Genomic DNA, 26976 nt, shown 5'->3' with positions numbered 1-26976 from the left:
GGTCTCGACGGCGAGCCGCGAACAGGGAGCCCGTTGTCCTGTGAGCCCCCGCCCTGCCGTACGTCGGCGCATGCGTACCCGAACTGCTGCGCCATGGAGGTGAGTCGGGCGAGCCGTTCGCGGACGCCATGACGCTGGTGACCTGAAAAGGCTCGACGCTCGCCATCTGACGCACCATCTTCCGCGCATGCCGCTCGCTCACTGGCGCCCCACGGGTCACTCGCATGCCACGCACCGTCCCACACCGGTATGCCCACGAAAGCGTGCCGGCTTCCGTTCGGCTTCACCGGCCATCAAGTAGGCCCCGCGGCAACTCCTGTGAGGGGCCGTCATACCTCCGGCCAACCGGCAGGCCTCCGGTCTCTGCCCTGCGGGCAGTGGCTCGCACGGTACGACGCAAACGCAAATGCCTCTGTCGGCGGCAGGGGCTAGGTTGGCAGTGATTACCGCCGCACTCGGGGCACGGGGCTCTGCTGAGAAAGGCGGGATCAGAGGGGACCAGCCATGAAGACGCCTACGTGCGCCTACCGCCGCACGGGGAACGATCCGATCCAGGGAATCGACAGTGTGCATCGGCTGACGGGCCGGGAGAGGGAAGTACTCCTCCTGCTGGGGACGGGGCTGGGCAACCGTCAGCTCGCACGGGAGCTACGGATCGCGGAGCGGACCGTGAAGGCCCACATCGCGCGGATCGTGGAGAAGCTGGGACAGCAGACGCGGCTGCAGGCCGCGGTGCTGGCCGTCCTCGCCCATGACGTCCTGTGCGTGGACGCGGACTGTGCCCACCGGCAGAGGCCGCCGCTGTCAGAGATCGTGGAAGCGGCCGCCTGATACAACAACCGCGGCTCTCGTGGCGCCCCGGGGAGTGCTGACCTCACACCCCGGGGGGCCGGCCGCTCGACAGGGACCGCGGGACTACGTCATGCGCCGAAGGCGCCGAGGATCACGACAGCGGAGAGCACCCCGACGGAGCCGCCGATCAGACCGATGAGGGACTGCCCTCGGCGCAGCTTGTTGGTGAGGCCAAGAATCCCGAAGGTGACGGCCAGAAGGCCGACGAGGAGAGGGATGGCGATCCCGACGAATTCGATGAGCGCCGCAGCGGCAGTGGAGATGATGCCGAGAGCCAGCGCGACGGGCCCGTAGGCGGAGGCGGCGGTATCAGCGGAGCCGTTAGCCATGCTGTAATCCTCGGTCTTCGGAATCGGAGTGGGCGTGCGGAGGGTCAGGTAATCGTGCGCACTCCATGATGGCACCGTTCGCGAGGGCTCCGGCGCGGAAAGGTGTCCGCCGGGCCGTAGAGGACGCTGTGAGTGACGTCACCCCGCCCCCCCGAAAGGTGCCGAAAAGTACATTGCGCGCCTCTTCGGAAAGGTCGCCGTCCGGTCGTGCCCGCTGCTCCCACGCCTGCTGACGCGCGGATGACAAGTGTCCAAAGGGCCAATATCGCAGGCGGCGAGGCGTGCATAGAGTCGGTGACTCAATAGACCGCGCACACCAGGGGGAATTTCATGACGATGGCTCGTTCCGCTGCCAAGGCGAGTTCCTTGGCCGTCCTTCCGCTCGCACTCCTGGCGGCCGGATTTCCGGCATCAGCCAACGCCGGGAGCGATCCCACTCCACGTCCCAGCGGATTCTCCATATCCGCGCTGGACTCCCAGAGCCTGACCGACGTGACCGGTGTCAGCGCACAGAGCACCGAGGGCAAGGCTCTGAAGGCCCAGGGATTCAGCGTCATGCGGACGGCATCGGGCGAGACGGCAGTCCTGGACCGCTCCATGGCCGATGAGGGGATCGTCGCCGCTGCGGGTCGATCCTTCGTGGACATTTCGTGGAAGGGCTACGCCAAGAACGCCAGGTACGTCGTCACCCGGGACGAAAAGACTGTCGCCACTCTCGCCCCGGGTGCGAATGCCTTCCACGACACCTCCGTCACCCCAGGCAGCGACTACCAGTACATCGTCACACCCGTACTGCCGAAGGGCGGAGACTCCTCCAAGGCCCGCAAGTTCGGCATGAAGGTCTCGGTCCCCTCCGCCACCCCCGGGAAGACGTCCCTCACCGCGATGCGGGAGCAGGCCGTGTCACGGGCCGAAGCCGCTACGGTCGCCAAAACGACCACCCTGACCTGGGTCGCCTTCATTCCGCAGAAGCGCATCGACGCCCCGCCGGCCGGCTGTGACTATGGGAGGGGCTACCAGTTCGCCGGCGACGGCCACTCCGATTTCAACTGGAAGTCGTCGCAGTACCGCACCTCCCTGAATGCCGTCATCACGTGGGGATCGAAATCGGTCGCGGGTTACAAGGACGTCCGTGCGAGTCACGTCTACAAGAAGAGCACCGGCAAGCTGGTCTCCACCAAGACCGCGTCGTCGAAGAACATGGTCGCCAAGAAAATGGGGTCCGGAAGCAATTCCGTGGACGTTCGGATGGTGATGCACGCCTCCAACCCGTTCTGTCACGTCGGCGCTATCGACGGTGCCTTGCAGATGCACCTGACGAAGAGCGGTAACTGGTCCATTCATTCCGGGACGCACCGGCTGATGCCAGACCACTACATCTACATCTACGACGGCGGCAAGGTAACCAGCGTCTACAAGCGCAAGTACGCAAGTGCCGCGTGTCTGATCGGCTCTGCTGCCTGCCCGGTTGCCGACCTCACCGGTTACTACGGCACGTTCTCATAGCCGGAAGCGCCCGGTGCACGGCTGATGCGTTCTCGAGCGCGATGAGCTGACCGTGCGCGAAAGCGCGCCCAGGCCGGTTCGCCCGGCCCGGGAGGTGAGACGCGGCCCCTGGTGATCAAGAGGGCGGAAGCCTTTGGTCACGAGGGGCCGCGTTCGCAGGTTCTGGGCCGCCCCTCGGCAGCAGGCCCGCTGGCAGCAGGCCTGTCACTCCGTCAGAGGGGACTGACAACGGTGGATTCCAAGCCCCCGTGCTACACCGGGTCATGAGAGAGCCGGCGCCCATCGGCCGGGCTTTCCTGGCCGTCCGCCTGGCCGGTGTGCCCGCTCCGCCACCACGGCAGGAGCTGGACGACTCCGAATGCCACCTCGACGCCGAAGAACAGCCACAGCAGTCGCGTCACGCCGTGGGCGAGTGCATACGCCTGCCACACCGCGAACAGGGTGCGGGCGATGCCGTCGAAGAACCCATGCACCGGCAGCGGCCTGACGATACGCAGCACGGCCCAGACGACCACGACCGAACCCATCAGATTCGCGTACAGGGTCTGCATCGGGTCGAGTTCGGGCAGCACGCCCAACCCCCATGCGCGACCCAGTGATGACAGCGCGTCGTGCATCAGGGCATACGTCCACGGCGTCGCGAATCCCGCGGTGACGACGAGGTCGTACCAGGCACTCAGGCGTACGACACACGGATAGAAGGGAGTTGAGGGCGTCGATAGACGGATCACGACGAGGCTCCTGCCGGTTCGGGTGGTCTCAGGCGGTCCCGGGACAGCGAGGCCTCACGGTAAACAGTGGAGTACGGTCCAAGGTCAAGCCCGGCGATCGACGGAGAGTCATGCGTATCGGAGAGCTGGCCGCACAGACCGGCATGACCAGGGACACCATCCGGTTCTACGAGAAGGTCGGCCTGGTCGAAGGCCGACGACTGGCCAACGGATACCGTGACTTCCCGCCGGAGACGGTGGCCTGGCTGCTCTATGTACGCACCGCCCAGACACTCGGTTTCTCACTGGCGGAGATCGCGCGGCACGGCGAGGAACTACACGAAGCGCCGGACTCGGCGGAGGCGCTGTCCTCGCTGTTCGAGGAGAAGATCCAGGCCATCGACGGGCGCATGGCCGAACTCGCCACCCTGCGGACCGAGCTCGTCGCACGCGTCGGCACCGGATGCCCGTTGCGGGCGACCGGCCGGCCCGCGATCACCGGGCTGAGCGGATAACGGCGAGTACGCGTCGGGCCCGCAGACGTCGAGGGCGCCTTTCAGGGGGTGATCCGCCCGCCACGTCCGCAGCGGCGGTGGCGAGACACGCCCTGCTGCCCTTCTGGGCTGATCCATGTCAGCTCCACCGCTCATGAAGCCTTTCGCGCACTTCGCCGCTCCGCCCATGGACCTGGACACAGGCCGCGGCCCGCGCCACGGCGCCACATCGCACAGCTCGCCCATCACCGCAGGTCCGGCCCGGATGCGAGTGCCTGGCGCGTGGCCCGCACACGGCCTCCGAGGGTTTGTTCGGACCAACTGGAGGCAATGCGTCCGCTTGCCGAAGTCATCGGCGCCGGACCCTTGACGGTGGAGTTGGCGAAAACTACGTTTTGCTCAACGGAATTTCACTTCCATTATGTGGAAACCTCCGAACGCTTCCCCCCACCGCCCTCCCCGGAGCCCCATATGACTGTCGTGGATGACCGATCGTCCGTGGAACCCAGCGGCGCCGCCAGTTCCGGTCTGTACACGTACGATCTCGCCCCGACGAAGAGAGAAGGGCGCCGCTGGGGCGCCTACAACGTCTTCACGCTCTGGGCCAACGATGTGCACAGCCTCGGGAACTACGCCTTCGCCATCGGGCTCTTCGCCCTCGGGCTGAACGTGTGGGGCATCCTGGCCGCCTTCGCGCTCGCTTCCGTCCTGCTCTTCCTCCTGCTGACGCTCTCCGGATTCATGGGGCACAAGACGGGCGTCCCCTTCCCCGTCATGAGCCGCATCGCCTTCGGGGTAAGAGGGGCGAAGATACCGGCCGTCGTGCGAGGGGCCGTCGCCATAGCCTGGTTCGGCATCCAGACCTACCTCGCTTCTTCGGTACTGAGCACCCTTCTTGTGACGATGTTCCCCGGCCTGCACGCCATGGACACGAACGCGCTGCTCGGCCAGTCGACGCTCGGCTGGATCACCTTCCTGGCCCTCTGGGCCCTCCAGGTCCTCATCGTGAGTTACGGCATGCAGATGATCCGGCGGTACACGGCCCTCGCTGCGCCCACCACCCTGATCACCATGAGCGCCCTCGCGGTCTGGATGTTCGTGCGCGCGGACGGCTCCATCTCCCTGTCCATCGACGATCCGCTCACCGGCGGCGCGATGTGGCTCCAGATATTGAAGGGAGCCGCGCTGTGGGTGGTGATCTACGGGACGTTCGTACTGAACTTCTGCGACTTCACCCGGTCCGCCAAGAGCAGAGGTTCCATCGTCCGCGGAAACGTGATCGGCATCCCGGTGAACATGCTGTTCTTCGCCGTCATCGTGGCGGTCCTCAGTGGTGCGCAGTTCAAACTCGACGGCCAGGTCATCACCAGCCCCACGGACATCGTGCGGACCGTTCCGAACATGTTCCTGCTGGCAATCGCCTCGCTGGCCCTCATCGTCCTGACGGTCGCGGTGAACCTGATGGCCAACTTCGTGGCACCGATCTACGCCCTGGTCAGCCTCTTCCCCAAGCGGCTGAACTTCCGCAGGGCCGGCCTGGTGAGCGCGATCGCGGGTCTGGTGATCCTGCCCTGGAACCTCTACAACAGCCCGGTTGTCGTCAACTACTTCCTCGGTGGGCTGGGCGCGCTGCTCGGACCGCTCTTCGGCGTGATCATGGCGGACTACTGGCTGCTGCGGAAGTCGCGTGTGAACGTGCCCGACCTCTACACCGAGGGCGCGCAGGGCGAGTACCACTACCGCCGCGGCTTCAACCCCCGGGCTGTCTGGGCCTTCGTCCCCAGTGCCGCGATCGCCGTCGTGGTCGCCCTGGTGCCCGTGTTCGGCGAGGTGGCCGGATTCTCCTGGTTCATCGGCGCCATTCTCGCCGCGGTGCTGTACGCGGTCATCGCCGACCGCACGGTGCAGATCCGGGACCTGGACGGCGAGGCCATTGCCGTAGCCGCCGAATGAACCCGCCCAGCGGAAGGCCGACCATGCGCATCCTTGTTGTGAACGTCAACACCACACAGTCCATCACCGACTCCATCGGCGAACAGGCGGCCGGGGCGGCGTCACCCGGTACCGAGATCGTTCCGCTGACCCCGTCCTTCGGTGCGGAGTCCGTCGAGGGCAACTACGAGAGCTACCTCGCCGCCATCGCCGTCATGGAGGCCGTGCGCGCCTACCCGGAGCCGTTCGACGCCGTGATCCAGGCCGGATACGGCGAACACGGCCGGGAGGGACTGCAGGAACTGCTCGACGTTCCGGTCGTCGACATCACCGAGGCGGCCGCGAGCACGGCGCAGTTCCTCGGCCGCAGCTACTCCGTCGTCACGAGTCTCGACCGCACCGTCCCGCTGATCGAGGAGCGCCTCCACTCCGCCGGTCTGAGCACCAGGTGTGCTTCCGTGCGCGCCAGCGGGCTCGCCGTACTCGACCTGGAGCGGGACGAGAAGGCCGCCGTGGACGCCATCGTCGAACAGGCCGCACGTGCGGTGGAGGAGGACCGCGCCGAGGTGATCTGCCTCGGCTGCGGGGGCATGTCCGGCCTCACGGAACGCGTCATCGAACGCACCGGGGTTCCCGTCGTCGACGGGGTGAGCGCCGCGGTGACGATCGCCGAGTCCCTCGTCCGTCTCGGCCTGCGCACCTCCAAGGTGCGCACCTACGCGCCGCCTCGGCCCAAGCGGATCGTCAACTGGCCTCCACAGGCGTGCTGACGCGGAGCCCGCCGGGGCCCGGCGGGCCCGTGGCGGGGGCGACAAGCAGCCAGAAACAGCACCAGAGGAGAGGCATCCGTTGCCCGACGTACAGCTCATACTGCGCTCCACGCGCGTCATCACCCCCGAGGGCACGCGCCCCGCATCCGTCACCGTCGCCGACGGCCGGATCGTGGACGTGCTGCCGCACGACACCGTGGTGCCGGCAGCGGCGCGGCTCGAGGACGTCGGCGACGACGCCGTGCTGCCCGGCCTCGTCGACTCCCATGTCCATGTGAACGACCCCGGGCGCAGCGAGTGGGAGGGCTTCTGGACAGCCACCCGGGCGGCGGCCGCCGGTGGCATCACCACCCTCATCGACATGCCGCTCAACTCGCTGCCGCCCACCACCACCGCCGGCAACCTGCGCGTCAAGCAGGAGGTCGCCCGCCCCAAGGCACACGTCGACACCGGCTTCTGGGGCGGCGCCGTCCCCGGCAACGTGAGCAGTCTGCGACTGTTGCACGAGGCGGGGGTCTTCGGTTTCAAGTGCTTTCTCTCGCCCTCGGGAGTCGAGGAGTTCCCGGAGGTCGACCCGGCCCAACTGGCCGCCGCCGTATCCGAGATCGCCACCTTCGACGGGCTGCTGATCGTGCACGCGGAGGACCCGGGCCACCTGGCCGCCGCCCCGCAGGAGGGAGGCCCCGCCTACGCGGGATTCCTGGCCTCCCGCCCCCGTGCGGCCGAGAACGACGCCATCGCCCTCCTGATCAAGACAGCCCGTGAGTACGACGCGCGCGTGCACGTACTGCACCTGTCATCGAGCGACGCCCTGCCGCTCATCGCCGCCGCCAAACGTGAGGGCGTCCGCATCACCGCCGAGACCTGCCCGCATTTCCTCACCCTCACCGCGGAGGAAGTACCGGACGGCGCAACCGAGTTCAAGTGCTGCCCGCCCATCCGTGAGCGGGCGAACCAGGACGCCCTCTGGCAGGGCCTGGCCGACGGCACCCTCGACTGCGTGGTATCCGACCACTCGCCCTGCACCCCTGACCTCAAGACCCCCGATTTCGGGACGGCCTGGGGCGGCATCTCCTCCCTCCAGCTCGGCCTTCCCGCTATGTGGACCGCCGCCCGCGAGCGAGGCCACACCCTGGAGGACGTCGTCCGCTGGATGTCGGCGGGCCCGGCCCGGTTGGCAGGCCTGGCCGGAAAGGGCGCCATCGCACCGGGCCGCGACGCCGACTTCGCGGTGTTCGCCCCCGAGCAGACCTTCACCGTCGACCCGGCGCGGCTCCACCACCGCAATCGGATCACCGCCTATGCCGGCAAGACCTTGCACGGCGTCGTCCGCGCTACCTGGCTGCGCGGTGAGCGGATCGCCGAGGACGGGCGTATCACCACGCGGACCGGACGGCTGATCGAGCGGAACAGCACCTGACCCCGGTGTTGCCCGGGACGCCTTGCGCCCCGGGCAGTATGTGCGGGCGGCAGCCGCGAACGTCTGGGACGGTGCAGGTCTCAGCCGCCTCAGGCCGCGGCCGTCGGGTCCGCCGCTTCGTCGGCGCGGCGGTGTTCGGCGTTGATGCGCTGTGCTTCTTCGAGCTGGTCCTCGAGGATGACGATGCGGCAGGCGGCCTCGATGGGGGTCCCGTGGTCGACGAGTTCCCGGGCGCGGGCGGCGATGCGCAGCTGGTAGCGGGAGTAGCGGCGATGCCCGCCGTCGGAGCGGAGCGGGGTGATGAGGCGGGCTTCACCGATGGCGCGGAGGAAGCCAGGGGTGGTGCCGATCATCTCGGCAGCCCGGCCCATGGTGTAGGCGGGGTAGTCGTCGTCGTCGAGACGGCCATACGAGTCGTCTGCTGTCACTTGCACCTCTCTGTGGGACGCGTTGAGGGGCCCGGGCGCACTCTGGCACCCGGGCCCCGAAGGAACTGCTACACCATCTGCCGGCCCTGGTACTGCGCCGGCCTTCTATGTCCGCATACCCACCCGGGAGAGGGCGGGAAATGCTGGGATCGCGGTTGCTTGACCGGAGACCACCTCACTATCGATGTCCTGCGGTACCCGGGCTCAAGATTTCCGCCCGGGCGATCCTGATGGCGCTCGGCTCCTCCGTTCTTCCCTCGGTGATCAACTGTTTACCAAAGCGGGTACTGCGTACTGCTGGTGATGCGAACTGCTCTGTGGCCTGTGACAGCGCCACTCTTCGGCAGCCAGCCCCGTCGCCCATCCTGCGTCCGCTCCGGCTTGGAACCCCACTACCGAACCTCCCGGTGCGCGCGCCCGCAGCCGACGCCTTCACCGAGGTGCTGCTCACTGACTTCACTGCTGGATCTCGCGAACTGCACTTACGCACTTTCACCGCGTCCACCGCGGTCCTGCTCACGGCGGCCCCTGATCACCGCGGGCCACCCGGTCCGGTCGTCAGTCCCGTCGCCGTCCTGCACAACCCTGGCTTCGAAACTCCACCACCGCACCGTCCTGCACACTGCAACTGCGCACTGCTCCCCGGTAGTTCATCTCTGCCGGGCTCTGCTGTCTCTCTGAGCTACGAGAGAAACCATAACCACACCGCTGCCCGATGTCTACTTCGGTCAGCATAGATTTCCGCGTGTTCGACGATGAGGTAATCGGCCTCGAACAGCGAGTGAGGGACGGCGGGAGCGAGACCGTCCGCGGCGGGTCGCAGGCCGGGGCACAAGCGCCGAGGCAGGACCCGGCGGGCGTCCGGCATGTCGGAGCGGGGCCGCCCGCGCCGGAATCGCCGTCGCACGCGTCGGCACACCCGCCCAGGCTGTGGGCCGCCGGGCTGCGCCGGCGGGGGGCCGACGGCCGACACCCCGGGGCCCCGCCGCTCCTGGTTTCCTCTTTCAGAGTTGCAGGAATTTCTTTCAAATTTCCTTGCTTCGCAGCTGGTTGAAGCGTTCAGAGGAGTAGGCCAATAGTGCTTCGGAGGCACCCTTCCGCCGCGTTCGTCTACGCGCGTACATTCACGCCTGCCATGGCCACGTCAAGCTCCACCACCGCCCCTGGAGGACATGTGAACGCCACCGCACACAGCACCCGGAAGAGATACCTCCGCCGTTCCCTCGCCGCATCCGTGGCAGTCGCCGGCGCAGCGATAGGCCTGATGAGCCCCGCTGTGGCGATACCCGCCGCAGCCACCGCACCGACGGCGGGCGCGAGCGCTTTAGCTCACGACCCCGAGATGGACTGGATGGGTTCGACCATCGCCGCGCACGAGGGCAGCGCCGCCAGGACCCAGGTGATCACGCCCGGCGTCACCCAGACTCCGGGCATGGACGTCAGCCACTACCAGGGCACCATCAACTGGGCGTCCGCGTACTCCAACGGCGCCAGGTTCGCCTATATGAAGGCCACCGAGGGCACCACCTTCCGTGACGCGACCTTCTCGGCGAACTACACCGGTTCGTACAACGCCGGCCTCATCCGCGGCGCTTACCACTTCGCCACCCCGAACAGCTCGACCGGCGCCGCGCAGGCCGACTACTTCGTCGCACACGGCGGCGGCTGGTCCAAGGACGGCAAGACCCTGCCTCCGATGCTGGACATCGAGTACGGCTCCACCTCCACCTGCTGGGGTCTGAGTCAGGCCTCGATGCGCAGCTGGATCACCTCCTTCGTCAACGAGGTGCACGCCAAGACCACCCGCTGGCCCACCATCTACACCACCACCAACTGGTGGACCACCTGCACCGGCAACAGCAGCGCCTACGGGGCCAACGACCCGCTGTTCATCGCCCGGTACTCCACAAGCGTCGGCGCCCTGCCGGCCGGCTGGGGCTTCTACACCTTCTGGCAGTACGCCGACTCCGGCACCTTCCCCGGGGACCAGGACCGGTTCAACGGTGCCCTGAGCGGCTTGGTCAACCTGGCCAACAACACCTGACATCCGCTCCGGCCCGGCCGGCCCACCGCGCACCGCGGAGGCCGGCAGGCGCCGGCCGCGGGCCGGAACGGGTGCCGACCAGTGGCCGGCGATCGATGAGCGTGTCAACGGCTGCGGCGGGAGCGAGCCCCGGGGCGCGGCCGCCGACGCCGCTCATCGGGGCCGGCCCCCGCGCTCCGCCTGCTGGGGAGCGTTCTTGATGCGCCGCCCTGAAGGCCACCGCGCACTTCGCTACTTCGCCTGGTGGGCGAGCTCCTCGGTCATGCCGCTCACCTGGTGCCCGGTCAGTGCCGTGTGCTGGTCGACACCGAACGTGATCACCAGGGCGATGTCGCCCGCGCCGTCGGCGGGGAGGCCGATCGTGGCGACGTTGCCGCTCGGGGTGAGGACGGGCGTGCCGAGGCCGGCCTTGGTCAACTTGTTCAGGTATGCCTTGAGCTCGCTGGTGTCCATTGCGGCATCCGCACTGATCTGCGGTGCCATCAAGCCGACGGCGCGTCCGTGCTCAACAGCGGCGGACTCGATGGACACCGGTTCCCCTGCCAGCCGGTAGTCGCATTCGAGGGCGACGCCCTTGAACGTCGAGATCGGTGCGTCCTTGTCAGCGTTCTCGTCGAGTTCGGCGTTGACCCGGCCCGACGTGGCGGTACCGGTCACGCCGGCCTTGGCTGCCGCCTTGTTCAGGTCGTAGTGGACCGGGCAGCCCGAGGCATGGTCGGCTGCGCCGCGGGCCTTGTCCCGCAGCCCCGACACCGACAACCTCGTCCGCTCCGCCACCGCCGCGAACGCGGCGGCCCAGGACGGCGGACCGGACACGGGCGGTCACCACTGCCACTGCGGGGCAGGCCGGCACCTGGGGCGGAAGCGGAAGGAAGGCGGCAACCGGCGCCCGCACTCAGCCGGTTCCGCCGGCTCCGAGCACCCCGGGCACCCCTGCCACCCCTGGCGCCGCGTTGAGCGTGGCGAAGCGCTCGCGCCACGGTGTGTATCCGGCGGGTGGCGAGGCCGGACCGTGCGGTGTCGGCTGTGTGCCAGTGCGGCGGCAGGGCGGGCATTGTGTCTCGTCCGCCACGGGCCGGAAGGCGTGCTCATCACCCGGCCCCCGGCAGATGACAAGTCCGGCGGCGGCCGGAGGCGGCAACGGCGCAGCGGACTGCGCCGGGTCGTCCGGGAGCTTCTGCACGAGGCGGTGACGCAGGAAGCCCACCGCTGAGCGCACGCCGTCGTGCGGAAGTTCGGCGATCAGGGCCCGCCGCAGGTCGGCGGGCGTGACACCGCGCATCAGCCAGGTGGCCGCGTCGGCCGCCAGAGCGCGGGCCTCGCGCACTCCGAGGTGCAGTTCGCGGCGGGAGTGCCGCAGGGACAGCAACACGCGTTCGGCTTCGGCCAGTTCCGGAGCAGGCGGCTGGGCAGGCCGGCGTACAGGGCCCCTGGCCGGGACCGCGTCGGCCGCGCGGGCTTCGGAGGGTGGGTGGGGAGTGGTCTTCCCACAGTGGTCTTCTACCGGTTCATAGCCGCCGACCACCCGGCTCTCCGGTTCACCGACCATCGGAATCGGGGCACTCGGTGGCGGCCCGGCGAACGGCAGGTCCTCCCGCAGACCGGATGCCTGCTCATCCGTCAGGGGGAGATTCGCGACGAGTTGCTCAGTGACCCATCGCCCACGCCCGCCCTGGGTACGCCACTCGTGCACGTAGCCGTGCGCCACCAGCTGTTCCTTGGCCTTCTGGTAGGCGCGGCCCTTGATCCCGAGTTTCTGGGCGAGTTGGCTGAGCGGCTTGCCCGCCGTCTCTTCGGGGAGGCCCTGTGTATAGAGGAGCAGAATCTTCGCGTCGCTGTTCAGACGCGGATGGCGGACGACATCGTGCGATGCCTTCGTATAGCGCCCGGACGGCGCGATAACATGCCGAAGCATTCTCGGTGGGTCTCTTCCACTGGTGATGAAGGCCCTCGGTTGGTGTTACAGCACCGCCGGGGGCCGCTCCGTGTACGTACGCACGCGGAGCGTGACGATGCGGTCACCGTATCGCACGGAAATCATCCGCCACCACACAAACGGGACTTCTGGCGCTGCCGGGCCACGCGCCGACTGCGGAGACAGGGTGTGGGGACAGGGTCCGGGGACGGGCGCGGAGACCAAGTGCGGGGCAGGGTCCGGGTGCAGGGTGCTCCGCCCGGCCGATCTCGCCATCCGTTCACGGACCGGCGACAGTTCGCCTGTCACCGCCGGCCCCCGGACCCGGCACATCAGCGATGGAATCCGGACAGGCACCCCCACCAGCACCGGCGCCCTCGCCAACCTGCGCATTCCCCACGCACAAAGGTCACTCTCCGCTTGCAGGATCCCGCCCGGCGGGGCGCACGCCGCATCGGAGGCCGATTTGTCCTGCGGGTGACGCCCACGCGGCACAGGCACAGGTAACGGCATGCGGAACCACGTGAAGGAGTTGTCACCGCGCGGCCGGTAAACGCACTCGCCGGCATGCATGGATACGGCGACGTCCACCGACATGACGGACAGGTCGGGGTGGTCCCGCGCACCGCTGCCGTGGTTGGATCTCGCGTCAATCGGAAGTTGCACATCCGCTTCCGGATTTCAGGCGACCTTGAACCGTTCGAACCGCCTTGTCACCGGGCCGGCCGAGATGTTCAGGATCAACACGCAGCGACGAAAGGCAGGACCCCAGTCATGCGCAAGGCCTTCACCCCCGTGAACGAGACCCGCGAGATCGCCGACAGCGACCTGGACAACGTGTCCGGCGGAATTCTCGAAGCCGGAAACCTGCTCTCGGGCGCCACCTCCGCCCTGCCCGTGCTGCCTGCCCTGTCGGGCGCGGTCGGCGGTGACCTGGGTGCACAGATCGGCCCGGTCGCTGCCCAGGCAGGGTTCTCCGGTGGCACCGGCGTGTGACGCAGGAGCATTCCAAGGGTGTCGCACCCTGTATTGATCTCTCCGCCGGTTCGTTGGAATTCCGGCAGAGGTCCGCGGGCCCCGGAACTCCCGTTCTGGGGCCCGCGTTTGTCTTCGGCGCGCTCTGAGGCAGAGGGCCCAGGCACCGGGTTCCTCAGGCGGCGGGCTGAGGAGCCCGGATTCCGGCGTCGGTGCCGGCATCGGAGTCGATGTCGGCGAGTTCCAGCCGTCCGATGTCGCGGACGATGAAGACATAGCTGACGACGGCCATGGCGGCGCAGACACCGACGAAGACGAGCGCGAGGTCGAACGAACCGGTGGCGTCGATGAGGTAACCGATGACGATGGGGGTGACGATGCCCGCCACAGCTCCGAAGGCATTGAACACACCTCCCGCGAGACCGGCTATCTCCTTGGGCGAGATATCGGCCATCACGGCCCAGCCGAGGGCACCGAGGCCCTTGCCGAAGAACGAGAGGGCCATGATGCCCACGACCAGCCAGGAAGCACTGACGTAGTTGCAGAGCAGGATGGTGGTCGAGAGCAGCAGTCCGACAACGATGGGGGTCTTGCGGGCGGCGGTCAGGGTCATGCCGCGGCGGTTGAGCCAGTCGGAGACGAAGCCTCCGAGTACTCCCCCGGCGAAGCCGCAGAGGGCGGGCAGCGAGGCGACGATGCCCGCTTCGAGGATGGACATGCCTCGTTCCTGGACCAGATAGACCGGAAACCAGGTCAGGAAGAACCAGGTGATGGTGTTGATGAAGTACTGCCCGACGAAGACACCGAGCATGGTGCGGTGCTTGAGCATCTTCCGCACATAGCGCAGGTTGGTGCCCACACCGGTCATCTCGGCCACCGGCGAACCCCCCTGCCCCAGCGTGCCGTCACCGTCCGCGGTCACGTCCATGTCGACGAGGGCCCCGCCGTCCGCGATGTGGTCGAGTTCCGCCTTCGTCATACGCGGGTGCTCTCGCGGCGGGTAGATCACCTTGGTCCAGATCAGGGCGAGGACGACGCCGAGACCACCGATGACCGTGAAGACGTGCTGCCAGCCCATGGAGACGACGAGCCAGCCCATGAGCGGCGAGAAGGCGACGGTGGCGAAGTACTGCGCCGAGTTGAACAGCGCGGCCGCGGTCCCGCGTTCCCTGGTGGGGAACCAGGCAGCGACGATGCGGGAGTTACCGGGGAAGGACGGCGCTTCGGCCGCGCCGACCGCGAAGCGGAGGACGAAGAGCAGGACGATTGCCGCTCCGGAGAAGAAGCCTATGGCGCCCTGGAGCATGGTGAGTACGGACCACAGGAAGATACCCGCGCCGTACACCTTCTTCGAGCCGAACCGGTCCAGCATCCAGCCGCCGGGTATCTGCGCCACGAGATACGACCAGGAGAAGGCGGAGAAGAGGAGGCCGAGCTGCCCCGAGCTGACGCCGAGGTCCTTCTGCATCGAGTCGCCCGCGATGGAAAGGGTCGAGCGGTCCGCGAAGTTGATCGTGGTGACCACGAACAGCATGGCAAGGATCCAGTACCGCAGACGGGCCGGCCTGGCCCCGGTGACAACCGGTTCGTCCTGCCGCTTGCTAGCAGTCATGGCGGTCGAGCTCCTCGGCTTTGAGGGAAGGGACGCGTGCGGCGGTGTGGTCCGCGCCGCGGAGGGGGGTGTCTGGAACCTGACCGTAGGGTGGCGTTCGATTCACGTCCATGTTGAATTTCGTATCGACTAATACCTTTCATGGATCAATAGACGTCGGGGGATCCGCTTCCACGCCGTTCTCACATGTGGTCGAGCAGCACACGCAGCGTCGGGTTGTCGTTGTTCTTCCGCCAGGCCAGGGCCAGTTCGACCGGAGCGGGAACGGTGAGGCCGACCTCCCTGAAGGTGACGCCCGCGTAGCGCAGCAGCGCCGCGGACTCGGGCACCAGGGCGACACCCCAGCCGCCGGCCACCAGGGCGAGGATGCTGTGCACCTGGCTGAGGTACTGGGCGAACACCGGCGCGATGCGGGCCGCCCGGAAGATGCTGATCAGCAGTTCGTGGAAGTAACGCGCCTCGACCGGCGAATACATGAGCACGTCCTGGCCGTCGAAGGCGGTGACGGGCAGCGGCCCCCGCTCCGAAGCGAGCGGATGGCCGGAGGGAAGCGCGGCGAGAAGGTGCTCCTGGGCCGCCTGACGGGAGGACAGGTCGCGCGGGGTGACCGGTGGACGCACCAGGCCGAGGTCGAGGCTCGACTCCGACAGCGCCTCCAGCTGGTCGCGGGTGACCATTTCGCGGAGCACGATCTCGACCCCCGGCATGACCGCGCGGGCGGTGTCCAGGAGGGTGCCGAGCAGCGAGTGGGCACTGGTCGCGGTGAATCCGACGGTGAGACTTCCGGCCTGGCCCGCCGACATCTGCCGCACGGACAGTACGGCCGACTCGCTCTGGTGCAGGATGCGGCGGGCCTCGTTGAGGAACGCCCGGCCGGCCGGGGTCAGGCGCACCGAACGGTTGGTGCGGTCGAAGAGCGAGACCTGAAGATCGGCCTCGAGCAGCTGGATCTGACGGCTGAGCGGCGGCTGCGTCATCCGGAGCCGTACGGCCGCACGGCCGAAGTGGAGCTCCTCGGCAACCGCCACGAAGTTCGTCAGTTGTGCAAGAGTAAACATTGATGCTCTCCGGGTATCAGTAGATGCTGTTTTTGTGTTGGACTTGTATCGGCGGCGATCCTAGCCTCGGAGTACGCACACCGAAACGGTGGAGAAGTGGGCACGATGGCCGCTTCCGCGCGCGACCGAGTCCTTACGCCGAGGAGTCCCGAGGCCATGCCGCAGCTTTCACCCGACGAGACCGCGCGGAAGATGGGCACCGGCCTGCTGTCCTTCCCGGTCACCCACTTCCGGGACGACTTCTCCTTCGACGAGGCCGCCTACCGGGACAACATCGCCTGGCTCGGCGAGTTCTCCCCGGCAGGCCTGTTCGCGGCCGGCGGGACCGGCGAGTTCTTCTCCCTGACCTCCGACGAGGTCGAGCGGGTCGTCGCCGCGGCGGTTCAGGAGACGCCCGACGGCATCCCGGTGATCGCACCGGCCGGATACGGCACGGCCACCGCAGTCGATCTCGCCCGGCGGGCCGAACGGGCGGGCGCCCACGGCATCCTGCTGCTGCCCCCCTACCTGACCGAGGCGTCCCAGGAGGGACTGGCCGCACACGTCAAGGCGGTCTGCGCGTCGACCGGCCTGGGAGTCACCATCTACAGCCGCGCCAACGCCGTCTACGACGAGACGACGGTCGCCGAGCTCGCGGACAGCTGCCCCAACCTGGTCGGGTTCAAGGACGGGGTGGGAGACCTCGAACTGATGACCCGCATCTACGCACGCCTGGGCGACCGGCTCACCTACATCGGCGGTCTGCCCACCGCCGAGATGTTCGCCCTGCCCTACCTGGAGATGGGTGTCAGCACCTACTCCTCGGCGATCTTCAACTTCGCCCCGCGCTTCGCTCTCGACTTCTACGACGCCGTACGCGCCCACGACAGCGCAGAGGTCTACCGGCGCCTCAACGACTTCGTCCTGCCGCTCTGTGCGATCCGGCGGCGCCGCGAGGGGTATGCGGTCAGCATCATCAAAGCCGGCATGCGAGCCATCGGCCGCCCCGCGGGCCCGGTCCGTACGCCCCTCACCGACCTCGACGCCACCGAGACGGCCGAACTGGCCGATCTCATCAAGAAGACGGTCCGCCCATGACAGCCGTGCGGCCGGCCGCACCGGGCGGCGGCCGCGCCGTCGAAGGCCGGACGTTCATCGGCCGGACCTGCGTCTGCCGGCCCGCCCGACAGCATCGCACCGGCACCCCGCTTCCCACCGACCCCACTCACAGCCAGGGATGAGAGCCGTGATCACGCACGAAACACCGGAGAACCGTCAAGTCGCCGTACCGGCAGCCTTCCAGGCGGGTGAGGCGACGCTCGACAGGATCGCTCACATCAAGCTCTCCTCCGTCACCCTGCCGCTTGCCACGCCCATCAGCGATGCCAAGGTGCTGACCGGCCGGCAGAAGCCGATGACCGAGGTGGCGTTCCTCTTCGCCGAAATCACCACCGAGAACGGCCACGAGGGGATCGGCTTCAGCTACTCCAAGCGGGCCGGAGGGCCGGGCCAGTTCGCCCACGCCCAGGAGATCGCACCCGTTCTCATCGGTGAGGACCCCAGCGATATCGGCAAGCTGTGGACCAAACTGGTCTGGGACGGCGCATCGGTGGGCCGCAGCGGCCTCTCCACCCAGGCGATAGCCGCCTTCGACATCGCCCTGTGGGATCTCAAGGCCAAGCGCGCGGGCCTGCCGCTGGCCAAGCTGCTCGGCGCCCACCGCGATTCGGTTCGCTGCTACAACACCTCGGGCGGGTTCCTGCACACGCCGACGGACCAGGTCCTCGACAACGCCACCGCATCCCTGGCCAGCGGCATCGGCGGTATCAAGATCAAGGTCGGTCACCCCGACCGCAAGGAGGACCTGCGCAGGCTGACAATCGTGCGCGAGCACCTCGGCGACGACGTGCCTCTGATGGTCGACGCCAACCAGCAGTGGGACCGGCCCACCGCCCGGCGCATGGGCCGCGCCTTCGAGGACTTCGGCCTGGTGTGGATCGAGGAGCCTCTCGACGCCTACGACGCCGAAGGCCACGCCGCGCTGGCCACCTCCCTGGACACCCCCATCGCGACCGGCGAGATGCTTTCCAGCGTCGCCGAGCACTACGAGCTCATCCGGCGGGGCGCCGTCGACATCATCCAGCCCGACGCTCCCCGCATCGGTGGCATCACCCAGTTCCTCAAGCTCGCCGCACTCGCCGAGCACCACCACCTCCAGCTCGCCCCGCACTTCGCGATGGAGATCCATCTCCACCTCGCCGCCGCGTATCCGCACGAGCCGTGGGTCGAACACTTCGACTGGCTCGAACCGCTCTTCAACGAGCGCCTCGAAACCCGCGACGGCCGTATGCACGTCTCCGCTCGCCCCGGCCTCGGCATCACCCTCACGGAAGAGGCACGCGCCTGGACCCGGCAGTCGTACGAAACCGGCGCCCGAGGCTGACCTCCGGCGGGGCCCCTTCGACTGCCTGCCCCGGGCGCCCCGTTCCGCGGCAGACAGCTGCTGTTCCCGGCCGGGCACGGGCGAAGTCGTCGAAGGTGGGCTCCCGGCGCCGGGGTCACTGCTGTGGGGCGCCGTCCCGGGTGTGCAGGTGGGCGCGCTCCCCGTCCTGGTCGAAGATGGTGAGGATCTCCACGGGCCCGTCCTGCGCGCCGATGGAGTGCGGAACCATGGTCGAGAACTCGGCCGCTTCACCGGTCGGCACCAGGATGGTGCGCTCACCCAGTTGCAGGCAGGCCGTACCGGACAGCACGGTGAACCACTCGCGTCCGGGATGCACCCTCAACTCGCCTGCTCCGGTGGGGCGTTCGGGTGTGATGCGCATCTTCGCCACGCTCACACCGTGCAGGGAACGCTCCCGGGACAGCAGCCAGGTGGTCAGCCCCCGGGTGTGTTCGGGCTGCGGCCGGATCACCACGTCCTCGTCATCGGCCGACTCGACGAGCTGGTCGAGTGTGGTGTCGAGCGCCCGGGCGATGGGGACCAGCTGATCGAGGGCGATCCTGCGGTGCCCGGTCTCGATACGGCTCAAGGTGGAGGGGCTGAGGTGGCAGCGGGCCGCGAGGGCGTCCAGCGACCACCCCCTGGCCAGTCGCAGACCGCGGATGCGTCGGCGGATCACACCGTCCAGGACATCTTCTTGCTTCATACGCAAGAGTGTATGCCGCAGAGGCAGGACGCGTTTAGCGTGAAGGCATGACACAGCACTCTCATGACCAGCGGCACCACGACCACCGGCAGCAGGAGCACCGGCACGGCAGTGGCGACGTGGAGCACGACGACATGGGGCTGGCGGATCTGCTGGACCTGGACGCCGACGTGCTCGGCCCGTACCTGGACCAGGTGACCGACTGGGTCGGGCAGCACGCTCCGGAAGCCCCGCGGACGGTCGCCGACGTCGGTGCGGGAACGGGCACCGGAAGCCTGGCGCTCGCGCGGCGTTTCGGGACCGCCGACGTGGTCGCGATCGACAGGTCGGACGTGATGCTCGAACGCCTCCGCGTCACGGCGCGTGCGCGGGGGCTGGGTGACCGGCTGCGCGGTGTGCGCGCCGATCTGGACACCGGATGGCCCGCCATCGGCACGGTCGACGTGGCATGGGCCGCCTCGTCCCTGCATCACGTCGCCGACCCGGACCGAGTGCTGAGAGACATCCACGGCGCACTTGATTCCGGCGGCCTGCTGGCGGTCATCGAGATGGACGCCCTGCCGCGCTTCCTGCCCGACGACATCGGTCTCGGCAGGCCCGGGCTGGAAGCGCGCTGCCACGAGGCGATGGAAGCGGCGGACTGGAACGCGCACCCGGACTGGCGCCCGCACCTGGAGCGTGCCGGTTTCGGCATCGCCGGGCAGCGCACCTTCTCCATCGGCACGACCCCCGCGCCGGCGGGCACCGGGCGGTACGCGCACGCATGGCTGAGCCGCGTCCGCACCGCGCTGGACGACCGGCTGGCGGCCGATGACCTCAGCACCCTCGACCGGCTCCTGGCGGACGAGGGCCCCGACGCGCTCCTGAACCGCCACGACCTGACCGTGCGGGGCAGCAGGACCGTATGGGCAGCCCGCCGCCCCTGAGCCGCCGCGTTCGAGCCGTCCGACCTCTGCGACCTCGGTTGGGCGAACCCGGGCCGGCGGCGCGATCCACGGGGAACTTTGACACGTGTCGTACTGTGGGCGGCATGGGACGTACGCAGCCGCACCCAGAGGTGTCGCAGGTCGGCCTCCAGTCCGTGCTGGAGGCCATGGTCGATCCGGTACGCCGCAGCATCGTCACTCAGCTGGACGCGGCCGGCGAAGACCTGACCTGCGGAAGTTTCGACATCCCGGTCAGCAAGTCCACCGCCACCCACCACTTCAAGGTGCTGCGCGAGGCAGGGCTGATCAGGCAGTACTACGTCGGCACTTCCCGCATGAACGCCCTCCGCCGTGGCGAGATGGACGAGACGTTCCCCGGCCTTCTCGACGCCCTCACCACGCGCGAGGCCTGACTCGGCTACCCGGGGATGGCACCGGGGTCGACGCCGGTCAGGTCGCAGCTTGCGTCCCACAACCGCGCCGCGACGGAGGTGTCGGCGAGGTGGTGCCACACCGGTTCACGCCGGGGCTCGCCACGCAGGCCGAAGACACGCGGTCCCCACAGTTGGCCCCCGCGCACGGCCGGGTCGAGCACAGCCCGGACCGCGGGCCATGCGCCGGCGTGCTTGCCCTGGACGAGGAGGGCTGCGGGTGCCGCGCTCAGCCGTGCGCCGGTAGTTCGCACATGGACCGGTGGCCGTGACGGGGTGAGGGAGTCCAGCGCGCCGCCGGGATGGACCACCACGCTCGCCACCGTGCTGCCGGCGGCGCGCAGGCGGCGGTCGAGTTCGACGCCGAAGTACATCTGCGCCAGCTTGGAGCGTCCGTAGGTGCGCTTGGGCCGGTAATCCTTCCGGGACTGCAGGTCGCCCAGGTCGAGCCGCTCGGACTTCGCCGCAAAGCTGCCCATGGTCACAACGCGGGCCGCCGGCGCAGCCGACAGCAGTGGCATCAGCCACTGGGTCAAGGCGAAGTGCCCCAGGTGGTTCGTGCCGAACATGAGCTCGTGACCGTCCCCGGTCTCCTTGCGCGGCACGTCGTCAAGCGCGACGCCGGCGTTGTGGACCACCGCGTCAAGGCGTTCCACCTCCAGTGATTCCAGCGCTGTTCCGAGCGACGAGAGGTCGGCGAGGTCCAGCCGTACGGCTCGCACCCGCGCGCCGGGGACACGCGCGCGGATCGAGGCCGTGGCACCCTCGGCCTTGGCGGGATTTCGGCTGCCGAGTACGACGGTGGCGCCGGTTGCCGACAACTGCTCCGCGACGAAGTAGCCGATGCCGGCGTTGCCGCCGGTGACCAGGAAGACACTGCCACTGGCACCGGGCAGCCGTTGGACATTCCAGGGCGGGGTGGAGGATGCGGACGACATGGCGATGGGACTCCCTTGCTGGTGAAGACGACTGCGGCTGCTCCCTCGGCAACCCGGCATCCACGGTTCCAGCGGCCACCGACACATCGCCTACGGATCACCGACAGTCCCGCCTGACGTCCGATGTCCCACCGGCACGGTGCAGACCCGTCGCCACACCGTGCCGGCGTACGTCCTGAACTCGCGGCACAGACGGGCTGGTCATGGGTGGCCCAACTGCCGCACGCCCCAGCCGACATCGACGTCGTGGCCGCCGCTTGTTCAGGGGCGCAGAACCGCTCTCCCCCGGCGTCGCCTGCCCTTCCGGACCTGCGGCCCCATCCCAGGAGGCCCGTGGCGGACCCTGCCGATGCGGAACGGAGCCGTGGGGCGGCGGCGGTCCCGCCACGGCGTGCAACCGCCGCCCACCCTCGTATCAGCCCTTGCTCAGCCTATCGATATTCGATAGATTCCCATCGCAATTCGATGGAAGGATGGTCATGGGAAAGCTGACAGTGCGTGCGCTGCGCGCCGTGCTCGTGATGGTGCTCGCCGGCACCGTGTTCGTACAGGCAGCGCTGGTGTGGGCATTGGTCAGCGGGAGCGACCCGGAGGACGGGTCGATCCCGCTGACCCCGCTGCGCGTGATCACGATCCTGGGCATGGTGTCGGCCCAGGTCGCTCTGGTCTGCGTATGGCGGCTGGTGGCGATGGTGCGACGCGGAACCGTGTTCTCTCATGCCGCCTTCCGGTACGTGGACGTCGTGATCGGCGCGATCGCGTCGGCTGCCTTCGTGTGGTTCGCGGTCACGGCCGTCAATGCGCCGGGCCAGCGGGACGACCCGGGTGTCACCGTCATCATGGGCGGGGTCGGCGTGGCCATCCTGGGGGTCGCGCTGATCGTGCTCGTGCTGCGGATGCTGCTCGCCCAGGCCGTCGCGCGCGACGTCCAGGCGGCGGAGATGCAGGCCGAGTTGGACGAGGTGATCTGATGCGGATCGCCGTCGACATCGACGTGATGCTGGCCAGGCGGAAGATGTCCGTGGGCGAGCTCGCGGACCGCGTGGGGATCACGCCCGCCAACCTTGCGGTACTCAAGAACGGCCGCGCCAAGGCGGTGCGCTTCACGACGCTCGCCGCGCTCTGCGAGGTGCTCAAGTGCCAGCCGGGCGACCTGCTGCGCTGGGAGGGCGAGGACGCCGCGGGCGGATGACGTGGCCCAGTGAAGTTCTCGACACCCCGCCGTCCGTCCTGGAGCGCCTTGGCGTACGGCCCGCTCCGCAGCCCCCGAAGCGGTGCCGGCCGGCGGAGGCGATGCGACGGCTTCCGGGCGGCATCCACGCGACGACGCCGAAGCCCGGACCGGCTCCGGGCCGTAATGCGGAAGCACAGGCAGGGAGTTGGGCACATGCCCCCCACCGTCCGACGGGATTTCCGTTGAATGCCGCCCCGTAAACCAATATTCAATTGAAGGCTGAATAGCCGTATCGCCGTCTCCTTTTGCGAGGACCCCGCTCTTGCGTTTAGCTGGGACAGCAAGCAACCCAACCCCCCACAGGATGGGACGGCGTCATGTACTTCACTGAACCGCTGACAGACAACGTGGCAACCGACCTTGACGCGGATGTCGAGGCGGCACTCAACCCGTGCGAGGCCGAAGGCGTCTTCCGGGATTCCCGCGAATGCGCGACTCTCGCACTGCTCTCCGGCGGCGGCTCGCTGCTCCTCGCACCTCCGACTCCCCGCCCCAAGAAGTCGTAGGCAGTAACACGGATGGACCAGTCAAGCGCTTCGTCCCGCATTGCGGGTGCGGTGCACGACCTGGCTTCCGAGGTGGTCTTCGCTCTGCAGAGCGGAGACCACCTCTCCACGGTGTGCGGCGCCGCCGGAATCGGCGAGGACGACAGAACGGGAATTGCGGCAGTAAGAGTAATCGGAGCCGATCTGCTTTTGCCCAGCATTCTTTACGGACGCGATCCGCACCCCGGCGATGTGGCAGTACTCCAGCGTGCGGTCATTGATTTTCCACCCCGGACGGATGCCCCTGCCGCATCCGCCTGGAGCCATTGGGCAATGGAATCATTGCTGCGGAAGCTGGCCCGTGCCGAAGCCGCGGAAACAGCCGAAGGGCTGCGGCATATGGAGAAGTTCGGCCGTACGGGTGAGGAACCCGATATCGCCTGGCTCGAACAGGCCGGCTGGCAGGCGCTCACCCATCAGCTCTCCGTACTCGCCCCGCTCGCCGTACCGGCGGCCTCCTCGGCCGTCAATCGCGCCGCCGGCCGGCGGACGGTCGATGTGGCGCGAGGTTTCGTGCGTGCCGTACGGCGCCGGGACTGGCTCCAGGCGGCCGGGGCCGGGCGGTGGCTCGCCACGCTCGACGGGGTGCCGGACACCCTCGGCCTGGACGCCGGTCTGGACTTCGTCCAGCTCATGGCTGGTCAGGACCCCCGGGTGGCGCTGCATCTGCGCGCAGCCAGACTGATCAGGTCTGGATCGCTGCGGTGACGCCCGGCCGGGGCCCGGGAACGCTCTCGGCCGTCGATGTGGTGCACGGCGTGGCGACCGCCGCCCTGGACTGGGTGTGCGACAACCGCACCGGCTTCGTGCTCCCCGATGACGTGCTGGAGCCGCACACGGACGTCAACCGCACCCTGAAACCACTAGGCGAGCTGGCCCAGTTGTGCACCACGGTGCGCCACAGCACCCACCCGGACGACCGCCTTCACACCGTCGCCGGCTCGCTCGTAAGGTTCGCCTGGGAGCAGACCGGCGAAGGCGAGCTGCTGCTGGACCTGGTGCGGGCCGAACCCTTCGCCACGTACCCGTTCGAGATCTACGCGGCGTTCGCCGGGGACGGCCTGCGCCACCCGGGTTTCGAACGCCTCGCTGCGGTCGTGGCCGCCACCCGCGGCTGGGCGCACACCGAGCAGCAGGCCAATCGGCAGCTGGGGTTGCTCAATTCCGAGCGGCGGATCGGTCTTCCGCCGCACACGGACACGGAGTCCGTCCTGCGCCGGACCTGGCTGGGCGCACTGCCCGAGCCCTGGGCCTTCGAGCGCGCGTCCGGATACTCCCTGACGCATGTGGTGTTCCATGTGACCGACTGGGGCAAAGCGCCGCACCGCATGCCGCAGGACGTCGCCGGTTATCTCGCCGCGTGGCTGCCGGCCTGGATCGACGGCTGCCTCGAGAACGGGCAGTGGGACCTGGGGGGCGAACTGCTCGCCGTCGGGGCCTGTCTGCCCGGCCCGCCGGCGTTCTCGACGGTGGAGACCTGCTGGCCCGTGATCGCCGCCGTGCAGGACGGCACCGGGGCCGTCCCCGAGGCCGGGCCGCCGCTCGTGCCGGGGCGGGGAGATCCGCAGGACCGGCCCGCCGAACCGCCCCGTGACTTCCTCAACTGCTACCACTCGACGCTGGTGACGGCCTTCGCGGCCGCCCTGACCCTCGCCAGGACCGCCCGCCCGGACCTCGCGCCCGTCACGCGACCTGACCTGGTCGGCCACCGGGACGGAGGCCCCGTATGACGCGCATCCAGGAGATCCACGGCGTCGGTTCACGCGCTCTGGAGTGGCTGTACGGCCACCGGGACGGCTTCCGCCTGGAGGAGCACCCCGATCCCGACACCGGCGTGCTGGATCGCTTCAAGCCTCTCGGCGAGCTGGCGCTGATCGCGAAGGTCATCTTCCGTGAGGGTGTGGCGGGCTCGCAGCAGGCGGCGACGGCGCGGAAGCTGCTGGACCACGCCTGGCACCAGTTGCTCGACTCCGGGGCGAAGCTCACCGAGGGACAGCGCCACGAGCCGCTTTCACCCGTGCCCTGGGAGGTCTACGTACCGTTCAAGGAGCTCGGCTACAGCAGTCCCGACATCGAGTCCGCCGCCCGCCTCAACCACCGGCTGGGCAGCTGGGCGGCGCTCGAGGTGCTGCCCAACCGCCGCCTCGGACTCTCCGCGATGGAGCGCCGGTCCGGCCTCCGGCCCAGCATGCCGCAGGACGAGGCGTTCCACCGCACCTGGCTGGCCCGCAGCCCGGAACCGTGGACCGTGGAAGGCCACATCGGCTACGACATCACCCACACGGTCTTTCATCTGACCGACTGGGGTGAGAACCCCTCAGGTCTGCCCACGGCCGTCGCGGACTATCTGGCCACCTGGCTGCCGGTCTGGCTCGACGACTGGCTCGATCTCCAGCGGTGGGACCTGCTGGGCGAACTGCTCGTCGTCGACGCCTGTCTGCCGGAGCCGACGCTGGACGCGGCTGCCTGGCAGGGCTTCGCCACCGCCCAGCAGCCCGACGGTGCGATGCCGGTAGTAGGGGCCATGCCCGAGGGGGACGACGAATACGTCTTCGATCTCGTCTACCACCCGACCCTGGTGGCCGCTTTCGCCTCGGCGCTAGCCGTCTCCCGCGCCATGACGGACCTGGCCGCTCCGTCCCCCGCGCCGTCGTGAACCCGACGGCAGACCGCCTGGCCGCCGCCGCACAGGCTGTCGACGCGCCCGGCATCGTCATCGCGGTCAGCCGCCGGGGCCATCGCACCCTCCACTGCGGGGGCACGGCTCCGCCCCCGGCCGTCCCCCGCGACCAGCAGCGATACGAGGTCGGCTCGGCGTCGAAGACCTTCACCGGCCTCCTGCTCGCCGAGCTCGTCCGGACGGGCCGGGTGTCCTTGGACGATGTGGCGGCAGGCCACCTGGAACCGGACAGATCCGAAGAGGCAGCCGGGAACAGGGCGACCCTGCGGCATCTGATCACCCACACGGCCGGACTGCCGTCCCTGCCCGCCGACTTCTACCCGCAGGCGCTCCGCCGCTGGACCACCGACCCGTACGGGGGTTACCCGGCCGAACGCGTAATCGCCGCCTTCCTGCGAACCCGGCAGCGCCACCGTCCCGGAACCCGCTGGCACTACTCCAACTTCGGCGCCTCGGTGCTCGGCCACACCCTCGCCGCGGCCACCGGGGCCTCCTGGGAGACCCTGACCGGAAGGCATGTCCTGGCCCCGCTCGGCCTGACCGCCACCCGGCTCCATCCCGATGCCCGGGGGAGCGCCGGCGCAGCTGGTCTCGACGCGCCCGGCCACCGCCCGGACGGCGCCACTCCCGTGCCGGCCCTGGCCATGGGGGGCTTTCAGCCGGCCGGGGCGGTACGCGCGACACCCGGCGACCTCCTCACGTACCTCGAAGCCCATCTGGATCCGTCCGGCTCCGCCCTTGGCGACGCCCTCCGCACGGTCCGCCTGCCCTTGCTGCGCCGGGGGCACGGACACCGCCACACCCATACCCTCACCTGGTTCCAACACCCCTCACCGCAGGGCCCCTTCTACTTCCACGCCGGTGCCACCACCGGCCAGCAGGCGTTCCTCGGCTTCCGGCCCGCCACCCGTACCGCGGTGGCCGCCGTGGTCACCCGTCGCGTCCGCCTCCGCGACACGTTCATCGCGACGGCCTACTCGCTCCTCAGTGAGACCGACTGACGGCGGGCCCGAGGACGCTCCGCCGGCGGGGCGGAATGGCGCGGCCGG

At 68.9% G+C, this 26976-nt stretch carries 28 protein-coding genes; 19 read left to right on the top strand and 9 right to left on the bottom strand.

Annotated elements, in window-relative coordinates; all coding sequences use genetic code 11:
• The first annotated feature begins 504 nt into the window (after positions 1-504).
• Entirely contained in the window at positions 505-831 is a 327-nt protein-coding gene (locus OHS16_RS19930) for a helix-turn-helix transcriptional regulator (RefSeq protein ID WP_328538571.1), read from the top strand.
• An 89-nt stretch (positions 832-920) separates the two neighbouring features.
• Here the strand turns inward: OHS16_RS19930 and OHS16_RS19925 are convergent, their stop codons facing one another.
• Positions 921-1181 carry a hypothetical protein gene (locus OHS16_RS19925; protein WP_328538570.1) on the bottom strand — a complete coding sequence of 87 codons (261 nt, stop codon included), beginning with the start codon at positions 1179-1181 and terminating at the stop codon, positions 921-923.
• 330 nt (positions 1182-1511) lie between these two features.
• Between OHS16_RS19925 and OHS16_RS19920 the strand changes: the two genes are divergently transcribed.
• Positions 1512-2687: a DUF3238 domain-containing protein gene (locus tag OHS16_RS19920; protein WP_328538569.1), complete on the top strand. Its 1176-nt coding sequence runs from the start codon at positions 1512-1514 to the stop codon at positions 2685-2687.
• A 251-nt stretch (positions 2688-2938) separates the two neighbouring features.
• Here the strand turns inward: OHS16_RS19920 and OHS16_RS19915 are convergent, their stop codons facing one another.
• On the bottom strand, positions 2939-3418 hold the full coding sequence (locus tag OHS16_RS19915) for a hypothetical protein (RefSeq protein ID WP_328538568.1): 480 nt from the start codon (positions 3416-3418) through the stop codon (positions 2939-2941).
• A 110-nt stretch (positions 3419-3528) separates the two neighbouring features.
• Between OHS16_RS19915 and OHS16_RS19910 the strand changes: the two genes are divergently transcribed.
• From OHS16_RS19910 to allB, 4 genes are all read left to right on the top strand, one after another.
• Positions 3529-3912: a MerR family transcriptional regulator gene (locus OHS16_RS19910; RefSeq protein WP_328538567.1), complete on the top strand. Its 384-nt coding sequence runs from the start codon at positions 3529-3531 to the stop codon at positions 3910-3912.
• A gap of 450 nt (positions 3913-4362) precedes the next feature.
• The gene (locus OHS16_RS19905) at positions 4363-5844 is read left to right on the top strand and encodes an NCS1 family nucleobase:cation symporter-1 (RefSeq protein WP_328538566.1); all 1482 of its coding nucleotides are present in this window, start codon (positions 4363-4365) and stop codon (positions 5842-5844) included.
• Between the two features lie 23 nt (positions 5845-5867).
• The gene (locus OHS16_RS19900) at positions 5868-6593 is read left to right on the top strand and encodes an aspartate/glutamate racemase family protein (protein WP_328538565.1); all 726 of its coding nucleotides are present in this window, start codon (positions 5868-5870) and stop codon (positions 6591-6593) included.
• A 79-nt stretch (positions 6594-6672) separates the two neighbouring features.
• The gene (gene allB, locus OHS16_RS19895) at positions 6673-8013 is read left to right on the top strand and encodes an allantoinase AllB (protein WP_328538564.1); all 1341 of its coding nucleotides are present in this window, start codon (positions 6673-6675) and stop codon (positions 8011-8013) included.
• 89 nt (positions 8014-8102) lie between these two features.
• Here the strand turns inward: allB and OHS16_RS19890 are convergent, their stop codons facing one another.
• Positions 8103-8441, bottom strand: a complete 339-nt coding sequence (locus OHS16_RS19890; protein ID WP_328538563.1) for a MerR family transcriptional regulator — start codon at positions 8439-8441, stop codon at positions 8103-8105.
• Positions 8442-9576: 1135 nt separating this feature from the next.
• Here OHS16_RS19890 and OHS16_RS19885 point away from each other — a divergent pair.
• On the top strand, positions 9577-10485 hold the full coding sequence (locus OHS16_RS19885; RefSeq protein ID WP_328538562.1) for a GH25 family lysozyme: 909 nt from the start codon (positions 9577-9579) through the stop codon (positions 10483-10485).
• A 231-nt stretch (positions 10486-10716) separates the two neighbouring features.
• Here the strand turns inward: OHS16_RS19885 and OHS16_RS19880 are convergent, their stop codons facing one another.
• Together OHS16_RS19880 and OHS16_RS19875 are read right to left on the bottom strand one after the other, a co-directional pair.
• The gene (locus tag OHS16_RS19880) at positions 10717-11301 is read right to left on the bottom strand and encodes a hypothetical protein (protein ID WP_328538561.1); all 585 of its coding nucleotides are present in this window, start codon (positions 11299-11301) and stop codon (positions 10717-10719) included.
• Between the two features lie 79 nt (positions 11302-11380).
• Entirely contained in the window at positions 11381-12400 is a 1020-nt protein-coding gene (locus tag OHS16_RS19875) for a hypothetical protein (RefSeq protein WP_328538560.1), read from the bottom strand.
• Between the two features lie 774 nt (positions 12401-13174).
• On the opposite strand from OHS16_RS19875, the gene OHS16_RS19870 reads away from it, so the two are divergent.
• Entirely contained in the window at positions 13175-13396 is a 222-nt protein-coding gene (locus OHS16_RS19870; RefSeq protein WP_328538559.1) for a type A2 lantipeptide, read from the top strand.
• Positions 13397-13550: 154 nt separating this feature from the next.
• Here OHS16_RS19870 and OHS16_RS19865 read toward each other — a convergent pair whose 3' ends face one another.
• Positions 13551-14987: an MFS transporter gene (locus OHS16_RS19865; protein WP_328538558.1), complete on the bottom strand. Its 1437-nt coding sequence runs from the start codon at positions 14985-14987 to the stop codon at positions 13551-13553.
• Positions 14988-15169: 182 nt separating this feature from the next.
• The gene (locus OHS16_RS19860) at positions 15170-16045 is read right to left on the bottom strand and encodes a LysR substrate-binding domain-containing protein (protein WP_328538557.1); all 876 of its coding nucleotides are present in this window, start codon (positions 16043-16045) and stop codon (positions 15170-15172) included.
• 156 nt (positions 16046-16201) lie between these two features.
• On the opposite strand from OHS16_RS19860, the gene kdgD reads away from it, so the two are divergent.
• Entirely contained in the window at positions 16202-17122 is a 921-nt protein-coding gene (gene kdgD / locus OHS16_RS19855) for a 5-dehydro-4-deoxyglucarate dehydratase (protein ID WP_328538556.1), read from the top strand.
• Between the two features lie 148 nt (positions 17123-17270).
• Positions 17271-18467, top strand: coding sequence for an L-talarate/galactarate dehydratase (locus tag OHS16_RS19850; RefSeq protein WP_328538555.1), 1197 nt, complete (start codon positions 17271-17273; stop codon positions 18465-18467).
• A gap of 115 nt (positions 18468-18582) precedes the next feature.
• Here OHS16_RS19850 and OHS16_RS19845 read toward each other — a convergent pair whose 3' ends face one another.
• Complete coding sequence (locus tag OHS16_RS19845) at positions 18583-19173, bottom strand: helix-turn-helix domain-containing protein (protein ID WP_328538554.1); 591 nt, start codon at positions 19171-19173, stop codon at positions 18583-18585.
• A gap of 47 nt (positions 19174-19220) precedes the next feature.
• On the opposite strand from OHS16_RS19845, the gene OHS16_RS19840 reads away from it, so the two are divergent.
• Both OHS16_RS19840 and OHS16_RS19835 read left to right on the top strand, forming a co-directional pair.
• Positions 19221-20099: a class I SAM-dependent methyltransferase gene (locus OHS16_RS19840; RefSeq protein WP_328538553.1), complete on the top strand. Its 879-nt coding sequence runs from the start codon at positions 19221-19223 to the stop codon at positions 20097-20099.
• A 104-nt stretch (positions 20100-20203) separates the two neighbouring features.
• A complete protein-coding gene (locus OHS16_RS19835) occupies positions 20204-20512 on the top strand; it encodes an ArsR/SmtB family transcription factor (protein ID WP_328538552.1) in 309 nt (102 codons plus the stop codon).
• Positions 20513-20517: 5 nt separating this feature from the next.
• Here the strand turns inward: OHS16_RS19835 and OHS16_RS19830 are convergent, their stop codons facing one another.
• Entirely contained in the window at positions 20518-21468 is a 951-nt protein-coding gene (locus tag OHS16_RS19830; RefSeq protein WP_328538551.1) for an SDR family NAD(P)-dependent oxidoreductase, read from the bottom strand.
• Between the two features lie 479 nt (positions 21469-21947).
• On the opposite strand from OHS16_RS19830, the gene OHS16_RS19825 reads away from it, so the two are divergent.
• The 7 genes from OHS16_RS19825 to OHS16_RS19795 all read left to right on the top strand — a co-directional run bounded on the left by OHS16_RS19825 (position 21948) and on the right by OHS16_RS19795 (position 26928).
• Positions 21948-22439, top strand: coding sequence for a DUF2975 domain-containing protein (locus tag OHS16_RS19825; RefSeq protein WP_328538550.1), 492 nt, complete (start codon positions 21948-21950; stop codon positions 22437-22439).
• Positions 22439-22660 (top strand): helix-turn-helix domain-containing protein, encoded by a 222-nt coding sequence (locus tag OHS16_RS19820; RefSeq protein WP_328538549.1) that lies wholly within the window; start codon positions 22439-22441, stop codon positions 22658-22660. Before OHS16_RS19825 ends, OHS16_RS19820 begins: the two co-directional genes overlap by 1 nt.
• Before the next feature lie 359 nt (positions 22661-23019).
• Positions 23020-23208 (top strand): hypothetical protein, encoded by a 189-nt coding sequence (locus OHS16_RS19815; RefSeq protein WP_328538548.1) that lies wholly within the window; start codon positions 23020-23022, stop codon positions 23206-23208.
• Between the two features lie 12 nt (positions 23209-23220).
• Complete coding sequence (locus tag OHS16_RS19810) at positions 23221-23955, top strand: hypothetical protein (RefSeq protein ID WP_328538547.1); 735 nt, start codon at positions 23221-23223, stop codon at positions 23953-23955.
• Entirely contained in the window at positions 23952-24977 is a 1026-nt protein-coding gene (locus OHS16_RS19805; RefSeq protein WP_328538546.1) for a DUF6895 family protein, read from the top strand. The genes OHS16_RS19810 and OHS16_RS19805 overlap by 4 nt, the downstream gene beginning before the upstream one ends.
• Positions 24974-25903, top strand: a complete 930-nt coding sequence (locus tag OHS16_RS19800) for a DUF6895 family protein (protein ID WP_328538545.1) — start codon at positions 24974-24976, stop codon at positions 25901-25903. The genes OHS16_RS19805 and OHS16_RS19800 overlap by 4 nt, the downstream gene beginning before the upstream one ends.
• Complete coding sequence (locus OHS16_RS19795; protein ID WP_328538544.1) at positions 25900-26928, top strand: serine hydrolase domain-containing protein; 1029 nt, start codon at positions 25900-25902, stop codon at positions 26926-26928. Before OHS16_RS19800 ends, OHS16_RS19795 begins: the two co-directional genes overlap by 4 nt.
• Positions 26929-26976 lie beyond the last annotated feature (48 nt).

Origin of the sequence: Streptomyces sp. NBC_00344 (assembly GCF_036088315.1) — a bacterium.
Taxonomy (GTDB): domain Bacteria; phylum Actinomycetota; class Actinomycetes; order Streptomycetales; family Streptomycetaceae; genus Streptomyces.
Note: the sequence above shows the minus strand (reverse complement) of the source record. Positions and strands in the feature narration are given on the sequence as shown.

What these genes read in the sequence shown, in the direction of transcription:
- OHS16_RS19930 (WP_328538571.1), top strand. Translation starts at nt 505, where the DNA reads ATGAAGACGCCTACGTGCGCCTACCGCCGCACGGGGAACGATCCGATC.
- OHS16_RS19925 (WP_328538570.1), bottom strand. Translation starts at nt 1,181, where the DNA reads ATGGCTAACGGCTCCGCTGATACCGCCGCCTCCGCCTACGGGCCCGTC.
- OHS16_RS19920 (WP_328538569.1), top strand. Translation starts at nt 1,512, where the DNA reads ATGACGATGGCTCGTTCCGCTGCCAAGGCGAGTTCCTTGGCCGTCCTT.
- OHS16_RS19910 (WP_328538567.1), top strand. Translation starts at nt 3,529, where the DNA reads ATGCGTATCGGAGAGCTGGCCGCACAGACCGGCATGACCAGGGACACC.
- OHS16_RS19905 (WP_328538566.1), top strand. Translation starts at nt 4,363, where the DNA reads ATGACTGTCGTGGATGACCGATCGTCCGTGGAACCCAGCGGCGCCGCC.
- OHS16_RS19900 (WP_328538565.1), top strand. Translation starts at nt 5,868, where the DNA reads ATGCGCATCCTTGTTGTGAACGTCAACACCACACAGTCCATCACCGAC.
- OHS16_RS19885 (WP_328538562.1), top strand. Translation starts at nt 9,577, where the DNA reads ATGGCCACGTCAAGCTCCACCACCGCCCCTGGAGGACATGTGAACGCC.
- OHS16_RS19875 (WP_328538560.1), bottom strand. Translation starts at nt 12,400, where the DNA reads ATGCTTCGGCATGTTATCGCGCCGTCCGGGCGCTATACGAAGGCATCG.
- OHS16_RS19870 (WP_328538559.1), top strand. Translation starts at nt 13,175, where the DNA reads ATGCGCAAGGCCTTCACCCCCGTGAACGAGACCCGCGAGATCGCCGAC.
- OHS16_RS19865 (WP_328538558.1), bottom strand. Translation starts at nt 14,987, where the DNA reads ATGACTGCTAGCAAGCGGCAGGACGAACCGGTTGTCACCGGGGCCAGG.
- OHS16_RS19860 (WP_328538557.1), bottom strand. Translation starts at nt 16,045, where the DNA reads ATGTTTACTCTTGCACAACTGACGAACTTCGTGGCGGTTGCCGAGGAG.
- kdgD (WP_328538556.1), top strand. Translation starts at nt 16,202, where the DNA reads ATGCCGCAGCTTTCACCCGACGAGACCGCGCGGAAGATGGGCACCGGC.
- OHS16_RS19845 (WP_328538554.1), bottom strand. Translation starts at nt 19,173, where the DNA reads ATGAAGCAAGAAGATGTCCTGGACGGTGTGATCCGCCGACGCATCCGC.
- OHS16_RS19840 (WP_328538553.1), top strand. Translation starts at nt 19,221, where the DNA reads ATGACACAGCACTCTCATGACCAGCGGCACCACGACCACCGGCAGCAG.
- OHS16_RS19835 (WP_328538552.1), top strand. Translation starts at nt 20,204, where the DNA reads ATGGGACGTACGCAGCCGCACCCAGAGGTGTCGCAGGTCGGCCTCCAG.
- OHS16_RS19830 (WP_328538551.1), bottom strand. Translation starts at nt 21,468, where the DNA reads ATGTCGTCCGCATCCTCCACCCCGCCCTGGAATGTCCAACGGCTGCCC.
- OHS16_RS19825 (WP_328538550.1), top strand. Translation starts at nt 21,948, where the DNA reads ATGGGAAAGCTGACAGTGCGTGCGCTGCGCGCCGTGCTCGTGATGGTG.
- OHS16_RS19820 (WP_328538549.1), top strand. Translation starts at nt 22,439, where the DNA reads ATGCGGATCGCCGTCGACATCGACGTGATGCTGGCCAGGCGGAAGATG.
- OHS16_RS19815 (WP_328538548.1), top strand. Translation starts at nt 23,020, where the DNA reads ATGTACTTCACTGAACCGCTGACAGACAACGTGGCAACCGACCTTGAC.
- OHS16_RS19810 (WP_328538547.1), top strand. Translation starts at nt 23,221, where the DNA reads ATGGACCAGTCAAGCGCTTCGTCCCGCATTGCGGGTGCGGTGCACGAC.
- OHS16_RS19800 (WP_328538545.1), top strand. Translation starts at nt 24,974, where the DNA reads ATGACGCGCATCCAGGAGATCCACGGCGTCGGTTCACGCGCTCTGGAG.